This window comes from Methanoregula sp. (assembly GCF_023227875.1).
Taxonomy (GTDB): domain Archaea; phylum Halobacteriota; class Methanomicrobia; order Methanomicrobiales; family Methanospirillaceae; genus Methanoregula.
Window position 1 is genome coordinate 313,617 of the sequence record NZ_JALOCH010000001.1, and the last position, 18,515, is coordinate 332,131.

Here is an 18,515-nt window from a genome sequence, read left to right on the forward strand (position 1 = left end):
AAAACCCCCTTGGTTCTAGGGAGGGTGTCTCAGATGGGGGCGGTTGTTTTTAGTGGGTGGAGTGTGGGGGATAATGGGATGAGTGGATCGGAATATTTTCCGTGACGGGTAATTTTTTGAAGATGTTCCGGGAAAATTTTGTAAAAAAATTATAGGAAAAATCTCTGAAAACATTTTGGAAAAAATTTCTAAAATAATTTTTAGAAAGATCTCGGAAAAAAATTTGCATAAAAATTCTGAAAAACATTTAAGAGAAAAATCTCCGGAAAAAAATTTGTAAAAATTTTTCAAAGGAAAATTCATTGATCAGTGCTGGCTGTATTTGGTTTTGAAAATTGTGATGCACGACGCCGCCCCCGACGGGGCGCCCCCGCGGCGGATCAGTGACTAACATCAAATCGAAAAAAACTTCCTTGCCCCGCCGTGCCTCGGAGAGGCCCTGAGGCGGGGAGCCCTCACATTTTTTTGTAGTTTTGATTTGAACTGGATCTGTTGCTCCCATTTTCCACAGGGCAAAAAATCTCCGGTTATTCCCGGGGCTTCTTAGCACTCACAAAAATATTATACGCCAGCTGCGGCACCCGCTTCTCGACAAACGGTTCGATCTTACTGGCGAGGTTGTACAGCGGGTCGATCATGTCGATGTGGGCAAACGAGCACCACTTGACCGCAATGTCCGAGAACCCGGCCTGGTTGAACAGATCGTTCATCTCTTCTTCATTGTAATAATGCTCGCCGAAATCCTTCATGACCACGTGCCGGACATTCATCTTCTCGCTGATCTGGTACAGTGCCGGGATGCCCCGGGTCAGGAGTTTCTTCCCAAGCGTGCAGATCGCAATCGCTCCACCGGGCCTGAGCACGCGATACGACTCCGACAACATCGTCTCCGGGTCCCTGACATAACTGAACACCAGCAGGCTCGAGACGGCATCGAACGAATTGTCGCGGAACGGTAACGTCTCACCATTCCCCTCGGCAAACTCACACCCGGCACAACGGTGGCGCGCCCGTGCGGTCATCTTCCGGCTGATATCGAGGCCGACCGCGGTCCCCCCATGGCGGAGATACTTCTCGACAAAAAGTCCCGTTCCGCACCCGATATCGAGCAGGTCGCCCTTTTCCGGCAGGGCCCTGATAAGATAATTGCTGATATGGGTGTGGTAGTTCCTGCCGCGGGGATGATCGTAATGGTGGTCGTAGGTATCCGCGACGCTGTTATAATGGTCGCGGATCTTCTCCTGTTTGATGGAACTCACGAAAATGTCTCCTGTATTCCTGCGGTCAGTGCCCCGATCTGGATGTATTCGTTGTTTGCATGCCGCATCCGGTATTCTGCATCGGCGAGGGCGATGGCGAGGGCCGGGTGGTTGTACTCGCGTTTCAGTACTTTTCTGATCTCGGAGAGGACCTCGCTGCCGGAAAGGCCGGAATCGATCATCAGCGATTCGAGGCGACGGGTTGCGACCCGGACATCCCCTTCCTTGAGCGCGGCAATAGCCGATGTGGCAATGTTCCCGGTCTCTGACTGTGAAATGGAAAACAGGTCCTGGCATTTCCCGGTTTCGAACGCAACCTGCGTCAGCAGGATCGCACGCCGCATATCCCCGGCGGCGGCCTGCACGATCAGGTCAAGATCGTCATCGGAACACGATGTGTTCTCCGGGTTCTCCCGGTCCTTGATCATCCGGAGATGCCCAAGCACGACCTCCTGATCGACCGGCGCAAAGAACAACGGCAGGCAGCGCGACGTGATTGCCGGGATGATCGCGCTCTGGTTTGTTGTCGTGAAGATGAACCGGCAGGTGCTGCTGGTCCGCTCCATGATCCGGCGCAGTGCCTGCTGGGCATCGCGGGTCAGCGTATGCGCATCCTCGAACACCAGGAGCTTGAACTCTGCATCGAGCGGGCGCAGCGAGGCATACCACTTGATGATGTACTTGAAATTCGTGATCAGGGACTGGCTCTTCTGGTACAGGTGGGTGTACCGCTCGTCCTGTTCGAGCAGGGCTTTTCCCTGGAGGAAGATGTCCGCGGTCTGGAACACCGTGGTGTTCAGTTCCCGGTTCTCCCCGTACATGTCCCTGGCAAAGCATTCGATCGCAACGCTCTTTCCGGTACCGTGCGGTCCGGAGAGGATCAGGTGGGGTACGTTTTTGGAACCGGCAAAAGAGGTGAGGTGGCGCATGACTGCGTCCTGTCCCAGGATCTCCTGCGATGAAGACGGCCGGTATTTTTCAGTCCAGAGCATGCGATAACCTCATTGTCATCTCACGTATTGCCTCTGACAAAAGATAATGATTGTCGGTTGCGGAAAGGAGCCGCTCGCGGTCAGCGGCTGACAGCTCCCGGCACGCCCGGGTGATCTCCGGAAGGGCCCGGGTCAGTTCATCGACAATGGTGAGGGTGGCCCGTTGTGCCGTGCGGGACAGCGGGTTGAGGTCGACTGCGATCACCTTCTTCCCCATGGCGACCAGCGCCTCGCAGCGGTCCCCGTCTTCCAGCGGTACGATGATGACATCGGCAGAGAACATCCCCTCCCTCCGGCACCATGCCCGGTCGTGGGAGAGGGGGAGCAACCGTTCGGCCTCACCGGAGAAGACCTCTGCCCCGGCCTCCCGCAGGAGGTTCTCGATCCGGGCAACGCGATCCTCGGTCCGGTGGAAGAGGTTGACTTCCACGAGCGCCCCGGATGCTGCCTGCAGCCCGGCAATCTCATGTGCTGCAAGCGCTGCCGTATTACCGTTGACCGAGATTACCGGGCGTCTGGCCGTCATCAGCATTGCCGCCGCGGTCTGTTCTGCAAGGAGTGCGCTCGCGGTTGTCCGTTCTCCGATTAAATAATCAAATGCCTCGCCCCGCCCGTGGGCAGTAAGGCCTTCCATTGCCACGATCCCCGACCTGGCACATTCCGCAAGGCGCTCGCGGGTGACGAGCGAGCGGTACCGGGGGTGATCGGGCGGTATCATGGTCTTTCTCCGGTGATGCGGACCCCGGACCGGGCCATGGCGCATTCGTACACTTCGCCGAACTGCCCGAGAAGATCCCGGGCATCCCGGCCGTACGCGAATACACCATTTCCGAGCATGGTCATGCTTGCGGGGATCCCGTGGGATCCGCAGTGCTGGATGACCTCCCGGACTTCGCGGGTAACGAGCCCGCTGGCAACAGCAAACTCCTGCGAGATCCGGAAGAGATCGTCTACGTTATCTGGGGACCTGCGGGGGAATGCGGAGGCGACCCGTTCCATCTGCTGCTGCGAGCCTAAAACCGACGGGGTGTGGATCGGACCGAAACTGACGGCATAGAGGGGTTCAGTCAGATCATACCGCCGCTGGATCGTGGCATCGATACCCGGCCCTTTCCGCACAACCCACCCGCCACCCTGGCATGCGGCAACATCCCCAAGCCCGGTATGGTACATGACCTCGGCTTCATGGGCGAGAAGGGCGATATCGTGCCCGGCCTGGTTAAGACCGTACAACCTGTTAAGGGCAGTCAGCGTGGCAAGCAGGGCTGCTGCCGAAAGGCCGAACCCGGCCCCGATCGGGAGGCGGCATTCCGTGACAACCGATGCGGTGACGCCGAGCCGGTCCATGACCGATGACAGCAGGGGAGATTCACTGGCATACTCAGTCCTCTTACCGTTTGCATCCACGCGGTCCACGTGGATGGATGTGCTCCCGGCTTTTACTACCGTGGCAGTGACACCCTTGTCGATGATGATCCCCGCCCCAATGCTCCCGGTATCCGCTCGTGTCGTACCATTGACGCGTTTGAAATAGCCGGATATATGGCCGGGGCAAAAGGCAGTAACCATTCCAGGTCTCATGGATGTCCCATCGTGTACTATCAGTTGGTGTTTTTGGACTTTAAGGGATTGTAGAGATAATAGATCAGAGAAAATGAGCAGGGATGATCAGATTATAATGATGGGGGTTGAGACCCCCATACCCCCATTTAGATTAACGCCGCCGCCCCGAAGGGCGCCCCGCGGCGGATCAATTACCGTAAATAATGATAGGAGATGAAACCGTCATGCCCTGCCGTGATTCGAAGTTCTTACGAACTTTTCGATCTCGTGGTTCTATGGAACCACTCAATCCTCGGAGAGGCCCTGAGGCGGGGAGCTCTCGTATTAAATTAACATATTTTGGTTTTCCGGGTTCCAGTACGAACCCACAATATTATGAGATTAAAAAATAACCGTAATCCCTCAGGACGTACGCTCAAAAGAGCACAGGATCTCATCCCAGATTTTTCCGGCAACCTCCTCTTTTGTCCCGGCGATACGAGTAGATCCTCCCTTGCGGAGCAGCTCATACTCGCCCTGCCGGCTGCCCATGGTCTCCGGATGGTTCATCAGCACCATCGAGACGCCCTTCTTAAGCATCGCCTTTGCCGGCCCCTCCGGCTTCCGGTCGATCTTGAACGCAACGGTGAATGGTGCGTATTCCTTCACTACTTCATCCAGCAGTTTCGGGAGCGGGGTGAGGGCGATCACCGCAGGCTTTCCGCTCTTAATTTTCCCCTCTTTCCGCTGCGGGGCAAAGTCCGATATGGCTGCGGCGCTGATGTAGATGTCGGGCCCGCCCTGCGCTGCAAGCTCGTTTCTTACCGCATCCCGCATCTCGCCCGCGGTCTCTGCATTCACGTTTGTTACGCAGGGAATGGTGTCCCCATGGACAATGGTCACGTCCGCGCCGAGCCGGAATGCCTGCAGGGCCAGTTCCCGGCCCATCTGCCCGCTGGACCGGGTGGTGAGGACCCGCACGTCATCGACGGGCTCGCGGCAGGGCCCGCTCGTGATGAGCACGCGTTTCTCGGCAAGGGGCTTTCCCGATACCGCCCGCTCGGACGCAAGAACGATCTCATCGATATCTGCGATCTTTGCTTTCCCTTCCTCAATGCGGGGGGCGAGGACGCGGATCCCCCAGCCTTCCAGTTTTTCAATATTCCCTGTCAGGCCCGGGTGCCGGAACATGCTGTGGTGCATGGCCGGGACGATCAGTACAGGTATGCCGCTCCCGATTGCGGTCGTGGCAAATGTCGTCACCGGCGTATCGTCGATCCCGCAGGCAATCTTGCTGATGGTATTTGCCGTGCAGGGTGTGATGAGGAGGAGATCTGCACTCCCGCCATCCCCGCAGTATGTCACGTGTTCCACCATGCCGGAGATCCGCGTGATGGCCGGCCGGCCGCAGGCATACGTGATGGCATCGGGCGTGACGATACCTGAAGCGGCATCGCTCATGACTGCCTGGACTTCCGCCCCCCTCCTCCGTAATGCATGGACCAGTCTCACCACTTCGACCGCGGCGATACTTCCCGTAACGGCAACAACGACCTGTTTTCCGGCAAGGGTCTGTACGGGTATCATGTAATGGTCACGTCCTGCACCACATGCCAGGCATGCGGCCGGTATTTCTTCACTCTATGTACCTGGATTGTACCAGAAAAACCTGCGCTCTCAATCTGTTCCCGGATCCGGTCTTCGGCCGGGCCGATACTGTGGACATGGAGGATACTTCCTGTTCTGACGTGCCTGAGTGCATCAGCGACCATGGTGACTGCATCAAAATGTCCCATCACGATCCGGTCGTAGATGTCAGTCAATGATACCCGGCAATCCCCGGGTGTTGCAGTAACCCAATCAGTGAATCCGTTCTCACGGATGTTCTGCTCAAGGTACCCGAATGCCACCGGGTTGATTTCCATTGCGTGGACATGTGCACCGGCGCCTGCCATGGGTATGGTGAAGTACCCGATGCCGGCAAACATGTCGGCCACGCGTTCGTTGCCGGTCCCGGTACGGATCAGGTCCGCTATGCGCATCTTCTCGTTCCGGTTGCCCATCGAGAACATGACCTTCTGCGGGTCAAGGTGGTAGGTATACCCGCTCTCTTTATGGCGCACCTCGCCTGCCGTTCCCCACAGGATCTCTGTATGCGGTGTGCGGGTGACACCATGAAGGGATTCAATCCAGACAATCCCGCGCGGGTGCCGGAACCCGATGATCGCGTCAAGCGCGGCACCTGACGGTTTATTTCCGTGGATGACCGCAACGTCCCCTACCATGTAATAGCCCTTCCCGGTGTAGGGCGAGCGTTTACGGACCTCCGCATCGCAGGGCTCGTGGGGTTTTACCGGGACCCATGCAACATCCCCGTCAACAAACACGCCCCGTGAATGGTCTACCCAGTCCTCACTGCTTACTGTTATGAGCTGCTCCCGTACGATCTTCCTTGCCCGCATTGTTACCTGACAATGATGAACTGCTCCCCGTCCCTCAGGATATTGACATGGTCGCCGGCCCGGATCTCCATCCATCCCGGTCGTGCGATCTCATGCGTCCTGCCGCTGACCGGGTCGAGAATGCCCACGATTGTATTGTCAGAAAATGCTGCGAGAGCGGACTCCACGTTCCGCGAGTTACCGATGATGCGTTCAACGTCATCGGCCCGTAACGACTTCGATGTCCCGTCTTTAAGGTCCAGCCCCCGCACGTGGTTCGACTCAACACGTTCGACTTCGTAATACCGTTTCCTGACCATGACAACATCGTGCTTCTGGAACCGGGGCAGGCGCACCGAATAGGTGATCCGGTACAGCTGCCGGCCGTTCTTCTCACCCACCAGTTTCGGGTGCGTGGTGTACCTCCCGCCAAGCTGGGCAACGATCCCCTGCGATATGAGGAGACCGATGTGCTGCGTCCCGATGATGATATCTATGCCGTCGTGGATTTCGTTCATGTCCGAGATGAACGAGAGACGCTCTCCCCCCGACTGGAGCGTTTCCTCGATCTGCTGGGCGATCGATGCCGACATCTGGACCTCGAAGGTGCTCGGGATCCTGCCTTCGGCACGGACCTGGACAATCCCCTCGTAATAACTCCCGCTGATCCGGTTGCAGCGGTCGCACTGTTCCTTGTCCCAGATGATCTCGACCGTACAGGTCCCCGTGACCGGTGTCTTGTACAGGGTCCCCCGGATAGCAAGGGTGGCGCGGGACCGGTTCACAGTCAGCTCCTCAACCACCACATCGATCTCCGGTTTTTTGACATCGGGATGGAAATGCACGGCAGACGTTGCGAGTCCGGGTGCCAGTTCCTGCCGGGTGCGGGTGCTGTCTGTCCACGTGTTCACCTGCTTGATCGCGCCGCAGCTGGGACACTGGACATTTCTGGCGCGGGCGTCGCAGGTAAACCACGGTGTACTCCCGATCCGGCACTGCATGCAGAGCCCTTCCTGATCGGAGGGCTTCCCGCATTTTGGACAGAAATTATCACGGATACTCATAGCTGGTAGATTTGTACGTGAGGAATTTTCCCGATCATGATACAACCGGACCACGTGATCAGTCCCATGGCAACAGCGAGGCTGACCGATCGCTCGCCCATGAGGTTGATATTGCCGGCATTGTTCAGCGCTGCACGGACGTCCTCTTCGGTTGCCGGTCTGCTGCCATAGAACGATTCGGTGATCGTGACCGTGATCTTTTCATGGCTGATTGTCGTATTGATCAGTTCGCGATCACATACTGCCACGACATCCCCCGAGCCCGGGGAACGGTGAATCTTCAGAAACATTGATCACTCATTGGCTGGCGGGGATAAAAAAAGGTGAGTCTGTACTATTCGTCAGTCAAGGACAATTGTCACACCATAGACGTCCTCGATGGTCTCTGCATGGATCCGGAAACAGTCGTCCCCGGTCATCTGCCCGGATTCGAGCAGCTTGTTGGTATACCGGGGCACGGACTTTGGGCCGATCACGGCGCCCGGCCGGGCATTTTCATCCATGTAGTCGCTCTCCATGGTGAACGGCCTTCCGCTGCGTATCAGGTCCGGGATCGCTTCGTGCTTTGCGATCAGTGACGGGTGGAGCGGGGTGTCGGGTGACCCGTAGTGCTTGACAACCCGTCCGGCCGGTACCCCGGCATGACGTGCCATTTCTATAACATCATTGCAGGGCCCGGTCTCTGCATGGATCTGGAGTGCGCACCCGCAGTCCGCGGCACAGGCAAGGGCATGCATGAGCACGTCGTTGGATGCAGCCAGCAGCTCCGGGCTTACTTCATAGTGCGGGCGGCCGCTCTTCAGGGCAACCGCTGTTCCTTCCCGGACATACCGGGCGGCACAGTCAATCCCGCCTTTCATCGTATCGACCGCTTCCGCAAGCGACATACGCTCCGTAAGGTGCGTGATCTCGGCAGGGTGGACACCGAGGACGGGGAATGCGACCACGCCCGTCTCGTTGATCAGGCCGGCAATCCTGACGGTTTCATCGAACACCGTTGCATAATCAGCGCCGGATGCCGGGTGGACGGACAAGGACCAGGAGGGTTTTGAAACAAGGAAGAGGTGCGTTCCCCCGGCCCGGTAAAAGTCCTTCACCGCTTCGAGGCCGCGGCCATTGACCGGGTCGATATGGATATGGTCGTCAGTTACGGGATATCGTCTCGATTTCATGGCACTCCACGATCTTCATCAGGGGATAGCCCTGTTCCGGTGAAAGGTGTGCCCGGCAGTACGCAAACCCGACCCGGGTCACCATCTCCACAGTGAACATCATGCCGGACAGTTCGCTGTACCCGAACCGGTTCTCCGTCATCAGGTCCCGGTCAAGCCGGACCGTGATCTCTTCTACGCATGGCTGGAGGATCACTGCCCGCTCGATTGCTGTCTCGACACTTGCCGCGGATGCCCGGGAAATGGGAGTCCCCACCCACTGGTGGTAGAGCGCCCCGAGCTTGATCCCGGCTTCAAACACTGCCTGTTCCCTGTCGCTTGTCATGGATGCTGCTCCTGGATCAACTTATTAGATCAACTGGATGATACCGGATTTCGGTTCCATTGCTTCCCCGTGGCGGAGGAGCATGTCGATTCCCTCCCTCACTTTGTCCCGCTGGAACCCCTTTGCACTGACCGCATCGATCACCTGGTCGATGCCCGCCCGGCGTCCTTCGCCGCCAATATCGCGGATCGCGTCCTTGATGACCCGCACGATGTCGCGTTTCTCCTTGGAGATGCCGGTGACAACTTTATCGATATCGAACGTCCCGGTCTTTGCATCGTACGCGATCTGCCGCAGGCAGGCATCGACGATATGGATAACGCGCTCTGCATCGCTCAGTTCGATCTTATCCGAAAGCCGGATACGCGCACTTGCCTCTGCCAGCCGGACAAGCGCTTCGAGTTGCCGGGCGGTCACCGGGACCGGCTTGTTGGGTTCCGCAATACCCCTGAGTTTCAGGTAGTACCCGACAAGCGCTTCCCGGGATTCGACCGAGAGCATCGGGAAACAGGAACGTTTTGCGTATGCCACGTATTTCCGGAAGAGGCCGGGGTCGATATCCGGCATGACCGGCGCGAGCTGCTGCTGGATGTACTCATCCGTGACGCCGGGTATGGGGGTCTTCCTGTGTTGCGCGATCAGTTCCCCGGTGCTGTGCGCCTTGAGGATGTGTTCCGCGATTGCCAGGTCCCGTTTCTGCTCGGGCTGGTCGGTCATGATGAAGATCAGGTCGAATCGCGAGAGCAGCGAAGGCGGCATGTTGATCTGGTCGGAGATGTCCCCGAACATGTCGAACCGGCCGTACTTCGGGTTTGCCGCACCGAGCAGGGCGCACCGTGACTTGAGGGTTGCCGTGATCCCCGCTTTTGCAACGCTGATCGACTGCTGCTCCATTGCTTCGTGGAGTGCGGAGCGGTCACCCTTTTCCATTTTGTCCATCTCATCGACTGCCGCGACACCCATATCGGCAAGCACGAGCGCACCGGCTTCAAGCGTCCAGCGCCCTTCCCCGAATTCGTCTTTCACGGCGGTTGCGGTCAGGCCCGCGGCAGTTGAGGACTGCCCGCTTGTATAGATCGCACGGGGGGAGAGTTTGACAACGTACCGGAGCAACTGACTTTTTGCGATACCCGGGTCACCGATCAGGAGGACATGGATATCGCCCCTGAGGCGGCTGCCATCCGGCATTTCTTTTGCGATCCCGCCGAACAACTGGAGGGCGATCGCCTGCTTCACGTCCTCGCTCCCGTAAATGGTCGGGGCAACCGAATGGGTGATCATCCGGTAGATCATCGGGTCCCTGCTCAGGCGCCGGATCTCGTCTTCGGCCTTCTCGTCAATCTCGACTTCCTCGAATTCCTTCTCCGCGACCTCGATGGAATTGCATTCAAGGAAGATGTCGAAGACTGTGCTCTTCTCGCCCTTGACGATCCGCTGCATCGAGCGCAGGATGCCGTTGATGATGACGCGGTCGCCCGGAGAAACTTTACCGGAGAGGTCATCCGTGACATCGATATCCAGCGTCTGCGGCTGTTCGCCCCCGCGCAGGCCTTCCGGGGATTCCTGGATCCTCAGTTTCTGGGAGTCCACGAACTTCGATCGCTTGGGCATGAGCTCGAGCTTCTTGAACGTGCAGCCATCCGTGGCACAACCCTCAGGCTCGATGAATTTCCCGTACTTCTGCTGCTTTAGAGTAAAGTGGCCGGCAGGGCAGCGGAACACGGCATCGACAATGCGTGGCCGGACCTCCGTGGTCTTGCGGAGGATGCCCTCTACAGAAACGAAGCGGTTGATGTCATCGGACCGGATATAACGGATACCGGTCTTTTTCGGGAGATTGGTGAACCGTATGTTGATGCCTTTGGGCTCTTTGCCGTCTTTGGTCCGGATCAGCTGGCTGTTTTTTATTGCGTCCCAGACATCCTCAAGGACCTTCCCGGGATTTTCCAGGAGTTCATCGGCAAGCGCGATACCGGTCTTGCCGAACCGTTCGACATGACGGTAATCGATGTAGAGCGAACGCTTGTGGGGGTATTCCCGGGACAGTTCCCCCAGTTCTTTCTTGTACTTGCTCTTGAGCAGGCGGCTCCAGTCCCCGGTCTTGTCGCCTTCGTGAAGGTCAGGTTCCTTATCCATATCGCACCTGTTACCTGCCCTTCTGGGTGGTGAGCACGAACCGTGCGATCAGCGCTTCCATCTGGATATCGCTGTTCGCACCTTCGGAGAGCCGGAAATCCGTCTCCCCGAGGTGATCGATGAGCTGAACTTTCAGTCCCCGGTCCATGTCGCGTTTCAGGAGCGCCCGGTAGCACTGGTTGATCAGTTCGTTCGGGGCGATCCCCCGTTCATGGAGGAGCTGGGCAAGGAGCGATTCAGCCCCGTCAAAATCTCCCTTGAGGGACAGGGAGAGGAGTTCATCGATCTCATCCGGCCGTGCCGTGGAGGTAATCGAATAGATCTGCTTCGCATCGATCGTGGGGGTGATGATGGCTGCGCCCTGTATCGCGTTGATCGCCTTGCGCATGTCGCCCTGTGCGATATAGACAATTGCATCCATCGCGCCGTCGGTGACCGTGAGCCCCTCATGAGTTGCGATGCGGCGGACTTCTTCGCTGACCGCATCCGGCCCGAGCGGCCTGAACCGGTAGATCGCGCACCTGCTCTGGATCGGGTCGATGATCTTGGATGAATAATTGCACGAGAGGATGAACCGGCAGGTCTGCGCATAGGTCTCCATTGTCCGGCGGAGGGCGGACTGTGCGTCCGTGGTGAGGGCATCCGCCTCGTCAAGGAAGAGGATCTTGAACGCAGCTCCCCCGTCAGGCATGGTCCGGGCGAACTCCTTGATCTGGTTCCTGACCACGTCAATCCCGCGCTCGTCCGAGGCGTTCAGCTCGCGGAAATTCCTCTGCCAGTTGTCCTTAAAAAATTCCCGTGCGAGCGTGACCGCGGCCGTGGTCTTCCCGACCCCGGCACTGCCGGTAAAAAGGAGGTGGGGGAGATTACCGCTTTTTACATAGGATGACAACCGTTCAACTATCTCGTCCTGCCCGACGATATCGGCAAGTTTCTGCGGACGGTATTTCTCGATCCAGATCGTGTGGGTCTCATCCATGAATGTTCCTCCGGGACAGGAAGTGCACTTTCGTGTGAGCTGTTATTTGTCACACTTCCATGAGAACTCTTGTATGGGCAGCGGGAATTTCCCGCTGTGACTAATGAATGTCATAACGTTTATCATAAGGGTTTTGAAATTACTTTTCATGCACGGAAAATATATTTTATCCGCTCTTGTTGTAATTCTTCTGGTCTGCTCCCCCGTAGCAGCCACAACGGCCAAAATTGCCGCGGGCGCGCCTGTCTTTATCGGCGAGAGCAACCTCAATATTGCATCGGCAATCGGCGACTGTCACGTGATTGCCTGGTGGCCTGACCAGGGCAACATGACCGGGCCCGCGGTAAGGAACCTGACCGTCAAACGGCTGAATGAGGCTAATGACCTTGTCACCCGTTTCAATGTCAGCCCCCAGGTCTTTGAAGGGTACACGGGCAACTGGTATTGTGAAGACAAGGCACCGCATTTCGTTGTTTTAACGGTACTCGAACCCGGTATCTCAATCAAAGTGTGGAATATCGACACGGACGAGGATATTACCGGACAATCTGTGCCCTTTTCGACAAATATTACCTACCGGATTGACACAAACCTGAACCAGGCGCTGAACTATTATAACCGTACTGAGCTGACCCCCGCAGATGGTTTTTTCACGGTCAAGGTGACCAACCCGAGCGGCCAGGCGTTTACCAATATCTATACCGGCAGTGTTGGCAGTGCGGACACCCAGATCCTTTCCTTTGACGGCAACCCGTTCATCACCACGCCCACATACTTCGGGCAAAAGATGGATTCCTGGAACCGTCTTTCCCGTGATGCGAGTGGCAGTTTAATGTACCCGCCGGGCACCTATACCTTCACGGTATCGCAGGACCTGAGCCACATGCAGGAATCATACGCATCCACGGGTAAAACCACATCATCGGCGAGTGTTGCGTTCCAGCCGTTACCGTTTTTGACTTCGACACCAGTGACACCAATACTTTCGCAGGAAAACGTGACGGTTGTTCCGGTGACCACCCAGCCTCCCGTAACGGTGATCAAATCAACCGTACCGACACCCGTACCTGTTGCCACGAAAACAACCTACTCTCCCCTGCCTGCGTGGATAGCGATCATTGGTCTTGGTTGTGCCGCTCTCATCATGGCGAGAAGAATGCAGTGATCTTTTCAATACCCGGAACTTTTCCTTTTTTTATTCACGTTCTTATACGATGAAAAACTAACCTTATTAACGGAGTATTTCGATGCATTTTAAGTCAATTGTTTTATTCATGGTTGTGGGGCTCCTGCTTATTTCACCGGTACTTGCGGCAGATGATGCAGACCAGTCGGAAAATCCCTGGTACTGGTACAACAAGGCAGTCGACCTTGCCTATGCCGGCCAGTTCACCGAGGCATTGCAGGCAAATGAAAAGGCGCTGGCCCTCAACCAGAGTTTTCCTTTAGCCTGGGCAAATGAGGCAGGGATCCTCGTTCAGCTCGGAAGATATGATGATGCGATAAAAGCCGCGGATATGGTACTTTCCGTCAACAGCACATACTTACCCAACACGTACGCTGCAGCATATTACAGTAAAGGCGATGCTCTCCGTCTCCTTGGGAAGACCAGTGAAGCAAAGGCCGCGTATGCAAAGGCATCCGAACTCGATCCGACCCTGGTTGCACCTGATATGCCCTCAGGCACGGTCCCCTCCGGTGTACCCTCGTTATCGTCAACACCTTCAGCCCCTCCCGCCAGTGAACCGGTCCAGGCAACACCTTCTGCCACCCGTACCCCGTTGTCACTGGCAGTTGCAATCGGGGCTGTCATGATTGCATTTGTCTGGTGCCGTCAGGGCCGGCGTCCCTGAAACACCATCCTTTTTTTGTTCCGGCAGAAATGCGCACACCCTGACGAGTTCCGGGTATACGGCCCGGTCCCCGTGATGCCGGAAAATATTCTGATGTATATTCTGTCCCTGCAGGAATTTCCGTTCATTGTCCGATATCAGTTCGCCAACTGGCGGTTTCAGGATCTGCATTCCTTGTCACTGGCTATATCTTGAATATCCCCGCCCTGCAATAATGTAAAGGAACATGGATGGATCAACCAGGGTATTTGCCGGGGAGTTTTACCAGTCGACCCTCGTCTTACCTTCAGCGGAGCCGGGTATGCCGGGATGGGTCGTTACACCCGGCGGGGCCTCCTGCTGCCGGATGTACATCGCCGGTGCCCTCACCGAGACGGTTGAGGCTGGCGACCTGCTCCGCTGCCGGGTTGCCGATCCCACGGGGGCCTTCGATATTGTTTCCGGCGGGAGGAATGCCGCACTTTCCCGGGCAATCCGTACCATCCCCGTCCCCTCATTCGTGGCAATCACCGGTTATGCACAGGCATACCAGAAAAACGGGAGTGTTATCCTCTCCGTGCGACCGGAACAGGTCCGGGTAATCAACCGGACCTGCCGCGATACAATCCTGCTTAATACTGCCGAGTATTCACTCCGCCGGCTCGGGCGGCTGCATGGTGCCGTTGACGGAACGTGCACGGACGAACTGCTCCTGCGCACGATCAGTCACTACGCGGTCACGGTCCCGAAGATACTCGAACTGGTCCGGATGGTTGAAGGTGCCGTGGAGAGCGTGCGCCCCCGGGAACCTGAGCCAACCGGTGAACAAACGGATGTATGTTCTGTTGTGATGGAACTGATGGAGACTGCTGCCGGACCCCGCGGCATTGCTGTTGAAGAGATCCTTGAAACCCTGGCGCTCCGGGGGATCAGGAAGGAAGATGTGCTCGGGGCGCTGGAATCTCTCATCAGGGATGATGAGTGCTACCAGCCCCAGAAGGGATTTGTCAAACCGCTATGAACCTGGAATTCATCCGTGATGGCCCGGCGCTCGTGGTCGAAGGCGAACAGCATCTCCTTGTTGTAGCCGACCTCCACTTCGGGATCGAGGCGGAACTCGCCGCCCACGGCCTCCATTTTAAAAGCCGTAGCACCGAACGGCTCGAACGGCTGATGAGGACCATTGACCATGCCGACCCGGATGCGCTCATACTTCTTGGCGATATCAAGCACAGCATCCCCACCCTCACCCGCCAGGAATATTACGAGATGCCCGGTATCCTTGAGACCCTCCGGTCCCGGGTCCCGCTCATTGTCTTCCCCGGCAACCATGACATCGGCATCGAACGGTTCGTTAAGGATGCCGAATTGAAACCCCGGGACGGGGCACTTATTGACGGGGTGGGATACCTGCACGGGCACATGTACCCGGCACCGCACCTGTACGGCAACCTCCTCGTCATCGGTCACCACCACCCGCTCATCTCCCTTAAGGACGAGGTAGGCTGTGCCCTGCAGGCCCCGGCATACATCAGGGCCGGGCTGGATGCTGAAAGGCGGGATGCACAGGACGCCCGGTCGCCGGCCGGATCTACCCGGGTACTCTTCATGCCGGCCTTCAACGAGCTCGCCGGGTACGATATCTTCCAGATGGTAAAACATCCCTTCTCCCCCTTGTCACGGGGTATGAATGTCAATGCAGCAGAGATCATCCTTGCCGACGGGACATATCTCGGCTCCCTGAAATCCCTTGAGCTGGATGAAGACGATTGAACGGCTGGACCCCCGGGTCCGCACATGTATCAGGAAACGCGGGTTCACTGCGCTGTCGGATGCGCAGAAACAGGCGATACCACTTATCCTTGACGGGAACAACATCGTCCTCATTGCCCCGACCGGCACCGGCAAGACCGAGAGCGCGATGTTCCCGGTCTTCAATGGCCTGCTCCCGCTGCCGGCCGGGGGCGGGTTTAAGGCGATCTACATCACGCCTCTCCGGTCGTTAAATCGCGACATCCTCTCCCGCATGCAGTGGTGGTGTGCGGAGCTCGGCCTCACGGTCGGCGTCCGGCATGGCGACACGCCGATGGGCGAGCGGAGGAAACAGGCCCTGTCCCCTCCCGACCTCCTGATCACGACGCCCGAGACATTCCAGGCGCTGTTCATGGGGAAGCGTCTCCGGCAGCACCTTGCCCACGTGAAGTACGTGATCATCGATGAGATCCACGAGCTTGCCGGCAGCAAGCGGGGCGCCCAGCTCGCCGTCGGACTGGAACGGCTCCATGTGTATGCCGGGGATTTCCAGAGGATCGGCCTCTCCGCGACCGTGGGGAACCCGGAAGATATTGCCGGGTACCTTTGCGGGTCCCGGCCCTATGCCCTTGTCCAGGTGCCGGTGGCAAAGCAGCTGGATCTCGCCGTGCAGTATGTCGGGGACGATTTTCGGCACCAGACGGCCGTGCTCTCAAAACTCCTCAAGCGGGAAGGGTCGACCCTTGTATTTGTCAACACCCGGGTTACTGCTGAAGCGCTCGGCCATGCCCTCTTTACACACGGCGATGTTGAGGTGCACCACGGGTCGCTGTCAAAAGAGGTCAGGATCGATGCGGAGGAACGGTTCAAGAACGGGGAGATACGGACCCTCATCTGTACATCGTCCATGGAACTGGGCATCGATATCGGCCGGGTCGACCATGTAATCCAGTTCGGCTCTCCCCGCGAGGTTGCCCGTCTCGTCCAGCGGGTCGGCCGGGCCGGCCACCAGCTGAATACGATCTCCCGCGGTACTGTTCTTGCCACCGGGTTCGATGACCTCCTTGAATCCCTCGTCATCGCAAAAAAGGCCCGGGCGAACGAGATCGAGCGCGTGGTGCCACACCGTAACGCCGCGGATGTCCTTGCAAACCAGGTCGCAGCAATTGCCGTTGAATATGGTGAGATCGAACGGTCGAAGATACGGGAGATCTGCGAGCGGACCGCATTGTTTCCCGACTGCGATGCGCTCCTTGAGGATGTCTGCCGCCAGATGGAGGACCACCGCCTGATCCGGATCGACGGGAGCCGGATCGTCACCACCGCCCGCGCCCGCCGCTATCTTGCCGGGAACCTCTCGATGATCCATGATGAGCGCAAGGTGCCGATCTTCGATATCGTCTCCCGCAGGACTGTCGGAACGCTTGACGAATCGTTTGTCGTGGGCTGGGTGTACACCGGGGTTGTCTTCATTACCAAGGGGCAGCTCTGGCGAGTCCTCGAGATCGCGGATGGCAGGCTCACCGTTGAACCGGCAAAGAAGGCGATCGGCGAACTCCCCTCGTGGGAAGGCGAGCAGATCCCGGTACCGTTCTCCGTTGCCCGGGAGGCTGGCGCAATGCGCAGGACCCGCGATGTTGCGGCATATGGTCCTGAACAGGACGGGCTCGCGTTCGCTGAAGCCTTTCTCCGCGAAATGGACAAGAACCGCTCGCTCGTCCCGACCGACGAACTGATCACGCTTGAAAATACAGAAGACGGGGTAGTCTGCAATGTCTGTGCCGGCCACAAGGCGAACGAGGCGCTCGGGCGTGTCCTCTCGATCCTCATATCTGCCCGGCACGGGACAACCGTGGGCCTCGAGCTGGATGCCTACCGCATGCTCCTGCGCCTCCCCTCCTCAATCCGTGCCGCCGATGTCCGGGACTTCCTCCTCTCGCTTGATCCCGACCATATGCCCGGTGTCCTGCGCCTTGCGCTGAAACGCACCGCGCTCTTCAAGTGGAAACTGGTCCAGATCGCAAAGAAGTTCGGGGCGATCGATCCCGATGCCGATTACGAGAAGATCAGTATCCACCGCCTGCTCGAATATTTCGATGGAACAGTCGTCCAGCAGGAGGCCTACCGCGAGCTGCTCTCGGAGTACATGGATATCGACACTGCGGCGGCGATTGTCAGTCTCATACGCGAAGGAAAGATCCGTGTGGAACTCGGCCCCCACTCGCTGATCGGGGCAGGGGGGCTTCTCTCGTCGCGCGACCAGATCCCGCCCCCGACTGCGGACGGTGCCGTGCTTGCGACCCTGAAACGGCGGCTTCACCAGGATGACGTGCTGCTGGGCTGCATGAACTGCCGCGACTGGAAGAGCCGCACGGTTGTGTCAAGGGTGGCGGATCACCCGCAGTGCCCGAAGTGCGGAGCACGTCTGATTGCGGCGCTCAAACCCTATGAAGAGGAGCAGTACGCACTGATGAAAAAGCCGCGGAAGAATGCTGAAGAACGGGTGATCGAACAGCGTCTCATGCGTAATGCAAACATCGTGCTGTCGAGCGGGAAGAAGGCGGTAATTGCACTGTCAGCTCGTGGTGTCGGGCCCGAAAATGCCTCGCGTATCCTTGCAACGCTGACCGAGGGGGATGCATTCTACCGCGAGATCCTCAGGGCAGAGAGGAATTTTGTGCAGACGCACCGGTACTGGGCGTGAGGATTTTGGGAGAAGTTTCATGATCTGGGTCCGGCAGCATTTGTTTTTTAGCACAGGGTCTGTTGGGTGAAAATTCCGAAGGATGGAAACGCCCCCCACCCCCCCACAAGTCGAAGTGCCGCCACGGGCAGGCACTTCTTTGTTGCGGGGGAGTCCGGAATACCGAGGTACAAAAAAGTTTGTTATTTTATCCTCTCTCTCGAATTAAAATACAAATAGTCCCTAGAAATCCTGTCACAGCAATGATAAAAACCACTGCTAAACCTCATAATGGCATTGTTTTATCAAGCATTGCTATCATAGGGGAGACAGAAGAT

Annotated in this window: 17 protein-coding genes; 5 read left to right on the forward strand and 12 right to left on the reverse strand. The window is 57.6% G+C overall.

Features of this window, described 5'->3' with window-relative positions; translation table 11 throughout:
• Positions 1–527: 527 nt before the first annotated feature.
• From M0R30_RS01765 to M0R30_RS01820, 12 genes are all read right to left on the reverse strand, one after another.
• Positions 528–1,259 (reverse strand): class I SAM-dependent methyltransferase, encoded by a 732-nt coding sequence (locus tag M0R30_RS01765; protein ID WP_292542527.1) that lies wholly within the window; start codon positions 1,257–1,259, stop codon positions 528–530.
• Complete coding sequence (locus tag M0R30_RS01770; protein WP_292542530.1) at positions 1,256–2,251, reverse strand: AAA family ATPase; 996 nt, start codon at positions 2,249–2,251, stop codon at positions 1,256–1,258. The genes M0R30_RS01765 and M0R30_RS01770 overlap by 4 nt, the downstream gene beginning before the upstream one ends.
• A complete protein-coding gene (locus M0R30_RS01775; RefSeq protein WP_292542531.1) occupies positions 2,238–2,969 on the reverse strand; it encodes a 4-phosphopantoate--beta-alanine ligase in 732 nt (243 codons plus the stop codon). The genes M0R30_RS01770 and M0R30_RS01775 overlap by 14 nt, the downstream gene beginning before the upstream one ends.
• The gene (locus M0R30_RS01780; RefSeq protein WP_292542533.1) at positions 2,966–3,820 is read right to left on the reverse strand and encodes a pantoate kinase; all 855 of its coding nucleotides are present in this window, start codon (positions 3,818–3,820) and stop codon (positions 2,966–2,968) included. The genes M0R30_RS01775 and M0R30_RS01780 overlap by 4 nt, the downstream gene beginning before the upstream one ends.
• A gap of 396 nt (positions 3,821–4,216) precedes the next feature.
• Positions 4,217–5,380: a bifunctional phosphopantothenoylcysteine decarboxylase/phosphopantothenate--cysteine ligase CoaBC gene (gene coaBC / locus M0R30_RS01785; protein WP_292542537.1), complete on the reverse strand. Its 1,164-nt coding sequence runs from the start codon at positions 5,378–5,380 to the stop codon at positions 4,217–4,219.
• Complete coding sequence (locus tag M0R30_RS01790) at positions 5,377–6,255, reverse strand: SAM-dependent methyltransferase (protein ID WP_292542539.1); 879 nt, start codon at positions 6,253–6,255, stop codon at positions 5,377–5,379. The genes coaBC and M0R30_RS01790 overlap by 4 nt, the downstream gene beginning before the upstream one ends.
• A 2-nt stretch (positions 6,256–6,257) precedes the next feature.
• On the reverse strand, positions 6,258–7,298 hold the full coding sequence (locus tag M0R30_RS01795) for a 60S ribosomal export protein NMD3 (RefSeq protein ID WP_292542542.1): 1,041 nt from the start codon (positions 7,296–7,298) through the stop codon (positions 6,258–6,260).
• Entirely contained in the window at positions 7,295–7,588 is a 294-nt protein-coding gene (locus tag M0R30_RS01800) for a DUF424 domain-containing protein (RefSeq protein ID WP_292542543.1), read from the reverse strand. The genes M0R30_RS01795 and M0R30_RS01800 overlap by 4 nt, the downstream gene beginning before the upstream one ends.
• A 51-nt stretch (positions 7,589–7,639) precedes the next feature.
• A complete protein-coding gene (locus M0R30_RS01805; RefSeq protein WP_292542545.1) occupies positions 7,640–8,470 on the reverse strand; it encodes a TatD family hydrolase in 831 nt (276 codons plus the stop codon).
• On the reverse strand, positions 8,442–8,795 hold the full coding sequence (locus M0R30_RS01810; protein ID WP_292542547.1) for a dihydroneopterin aldolase family protein: 354 nt from the start codon (positions 8,793–8,795) through the stop codon (positions 8,442–8,444). Before M0R30_RS01810 ends, M0R30_RS01805 begins: the two co-directional genes overlap by 29 nt.
• A 24-nt stretch (positions 8,796–8,819) precedes the next feature.
• A complete protein-coding gene (locus tag M0R30_RS01815) occupies positions 8,820–10,931 on the reverse strand; it encodes a minichromosome maintenance protein MCM (RefSeq protein WP_292542549.1) in 2,112 nt (703 codons plus the stop codon).
• A gap of 10 nt (positions 10,932–10,941) precedes the next feature.
• The gene (locus M0R30_RS01820; RefSeq protein ID WP_292542552.1) at positions 10,942–11,910 is read right to left on the reverse strand and encodes a replication factor C small subunit; all 969 of its coding nucleotides are present in this window, start codon (positions 11,908–11,910) and stop codon (positions 10,942–10,944) included.
• Positions 11,911–12,058: 148 nt separating this feature from the next.
• On the opposite strand from M0R30_RS01820, the gene M0R30_RS01825 reads away from it, so the two are divergent.
• From M0R30_RS01825 to M0R30_RS01845, 5 genes are all read left to right on the forward strand, one after another.
• Positions 12,059–13,075, forward strand: coding sequence for a DUF3821 domain-containing protein (locus tag M0R30_RS01825; RefSeq protein ID WP_292542554.1), 1,017 nt, complete (start codon positions 12,059–12,061; stop codon positions 13,073–13,075).
• An 82-nt stretch (positions 13,076–13,157) separates the two neighbouring features.
• On the forward strand, positions 13,158–13,763 hold the full coding sequence (locus tag M0R30_RS01830) for a tetratricopeptide repeat protein (RefSeq protein ID WP_292542556.1): 606 nt from the start codon (positions 13,158–13,160) through the stop codon (positions 13,761–13,763).
• Between the two features lie 226 nt (positions 13,764–13,989).
• Positions 13,990–14,763 (forward strand): hypothetical protein, encoded by a 774-nt coding sequence (locus M0R30_RS01835; protein WP_292542558.1) that lies wholly within the window; start codon positions 13,990–13,992, stop codon positions 14,761–14,763.
• Positions 14,760–15,515: a metallophosphoesterase gene (locus M0R30_RS01840; RefSeq protein WP_292542560.1), complete on the forward strand. Its 756-nt coding sequence runs from the start codon at positions 14,760–14,762 to the stop codon at positions 15,513–15,515. Before M0R30_RS01835 ends, M0R30_RS01840 begins: the two co-directional genes overlap by 4 nt.
• Positions 15,502–18,198 carry a DEAD/DEAH box helicase gene (locus M0R30_RS01845; RefSeq protein ID WP_292542563.1) on the forward strand — a complete coding sequence of 899 codons (2,697 nt, stop codon included), beginning with the start codon at positions 15,502–15,504 and terminating at the stop codon, positions 18,196–18,198. The genes M0R30_RS01840 and M0R30_RS01845 overlap by 14 nt, the downstream gene beginning before the upstream one ends.
• Positions 18,199–18,515 lie beyond the last annotated feature (317 nt).

Coding starts and splice junctions, on each gene's coding strand:
- M0R30_RS01770 (WP_292542530.1), bottom strand. CDS start 2,251: ATGCTCTGGACTGAAAAATACCGGCCGTCTTCATCGCAGGAGATCCTG.
- M0R30_RS01775 (WP_292542531.1), bottom strand. CDS start 2,969: ATGATACCGCCCGATCACCCCCGGTACCGCTCGCTCGTCACCCGCGAG.
- M0R30_RS01780 (WP_292542533.1), bottom strand. CDS start 3,820: ATGGTTACTGCCTTTTGCCCCGGCCATATATCCGGCTATTTCAAACGC.
- coaBC (WP_292542537.1), bottom strand. CDS start 5,380: ATGATACCCGTACAGACCCTTGCCGGAAAACAGGTCGTTGTTGCCGTT.
- M0R30_RS01790 (WP_292542539.1), bottom strand. CDS start 6,255: ATGCGGGCAAGGAAGATCGTACGGGAGCAGCTCATAACAGTAAGCAGT.
- M0R30_RS01795 (WP_292542542.1), bottom strand. CDS start 7,298: ATGAGTATCCGTGATAATTTCTGTCCAAAATGCGGGAAGCCCTCCGAT.
- M0R30_RS01800 (WP_292542543.1), bottom strand. CDS start 7,588: ATGTTTCTGAAGATTCACCGTTCCCCGGGCTCGGGGGATGTCGTGGCA.
- M0R30_RS01805 (WP_292542545.1), bottom strand. CDS start 8,470: ATGAAATCGAGACGATATCCCGTAACTGACGACCATATCCATATCGAC.
- M0R30_RS01810 (WP_292542547.1), bottom strand. CDS start 8,795: ATGACAAGCGACAGGGAACAGGCAGTGTTTGAAGCCGGGATCAAGCTC.
- M0R30_RS01815 (WP_292542549.1), bottom strand. CDS start 10,931: ATGGATAAGGAACCTGACCTTCACGAAGGCGACAAGACCGGGGACTGG.
- M0R30_RS01820 (WP_292542552.1), bottom strand. CDS start 11,910: ATGGATGAGACCCACACGATCTGGATCGAGAAATACCGTCCGCAGAAA.
- M0R30_RS01825 (WP_292542554.1), top strand. CDS start 12,059: ATGCACGGAAAATATATTTTATCCGCTCTTGTTGTAATTCTTCTGGTC.
- M0R30_RS01830 (WP_292542556.1), top strand. CDS start 13,158: ATGCATTTTAAGTCAATTGTTTTATTCATGGTTGTGGGGCTCCTGCTT.
- M0R30_RS01835 (WP_292542558.1), top strand. CDS start 13,990: ATGGATGGATCAACCAGGGTATTTGCCGGGGAGTTTTACCAGTCGACC.
- M0R30_RS01840 (WP_292542560.1), top strand. CDS start 14,760: ATGAACCTGGAATTCATCCGTGATGGCCCGGCGCTCGTGGTCGAAGGC.
- M0R30_RS01845 (WP_292542563.1), top strand. CDS start 15,502: ATGAAGACGATTGAACGGCTGGACCCCCGGGTCCGCACATGTATCAGG.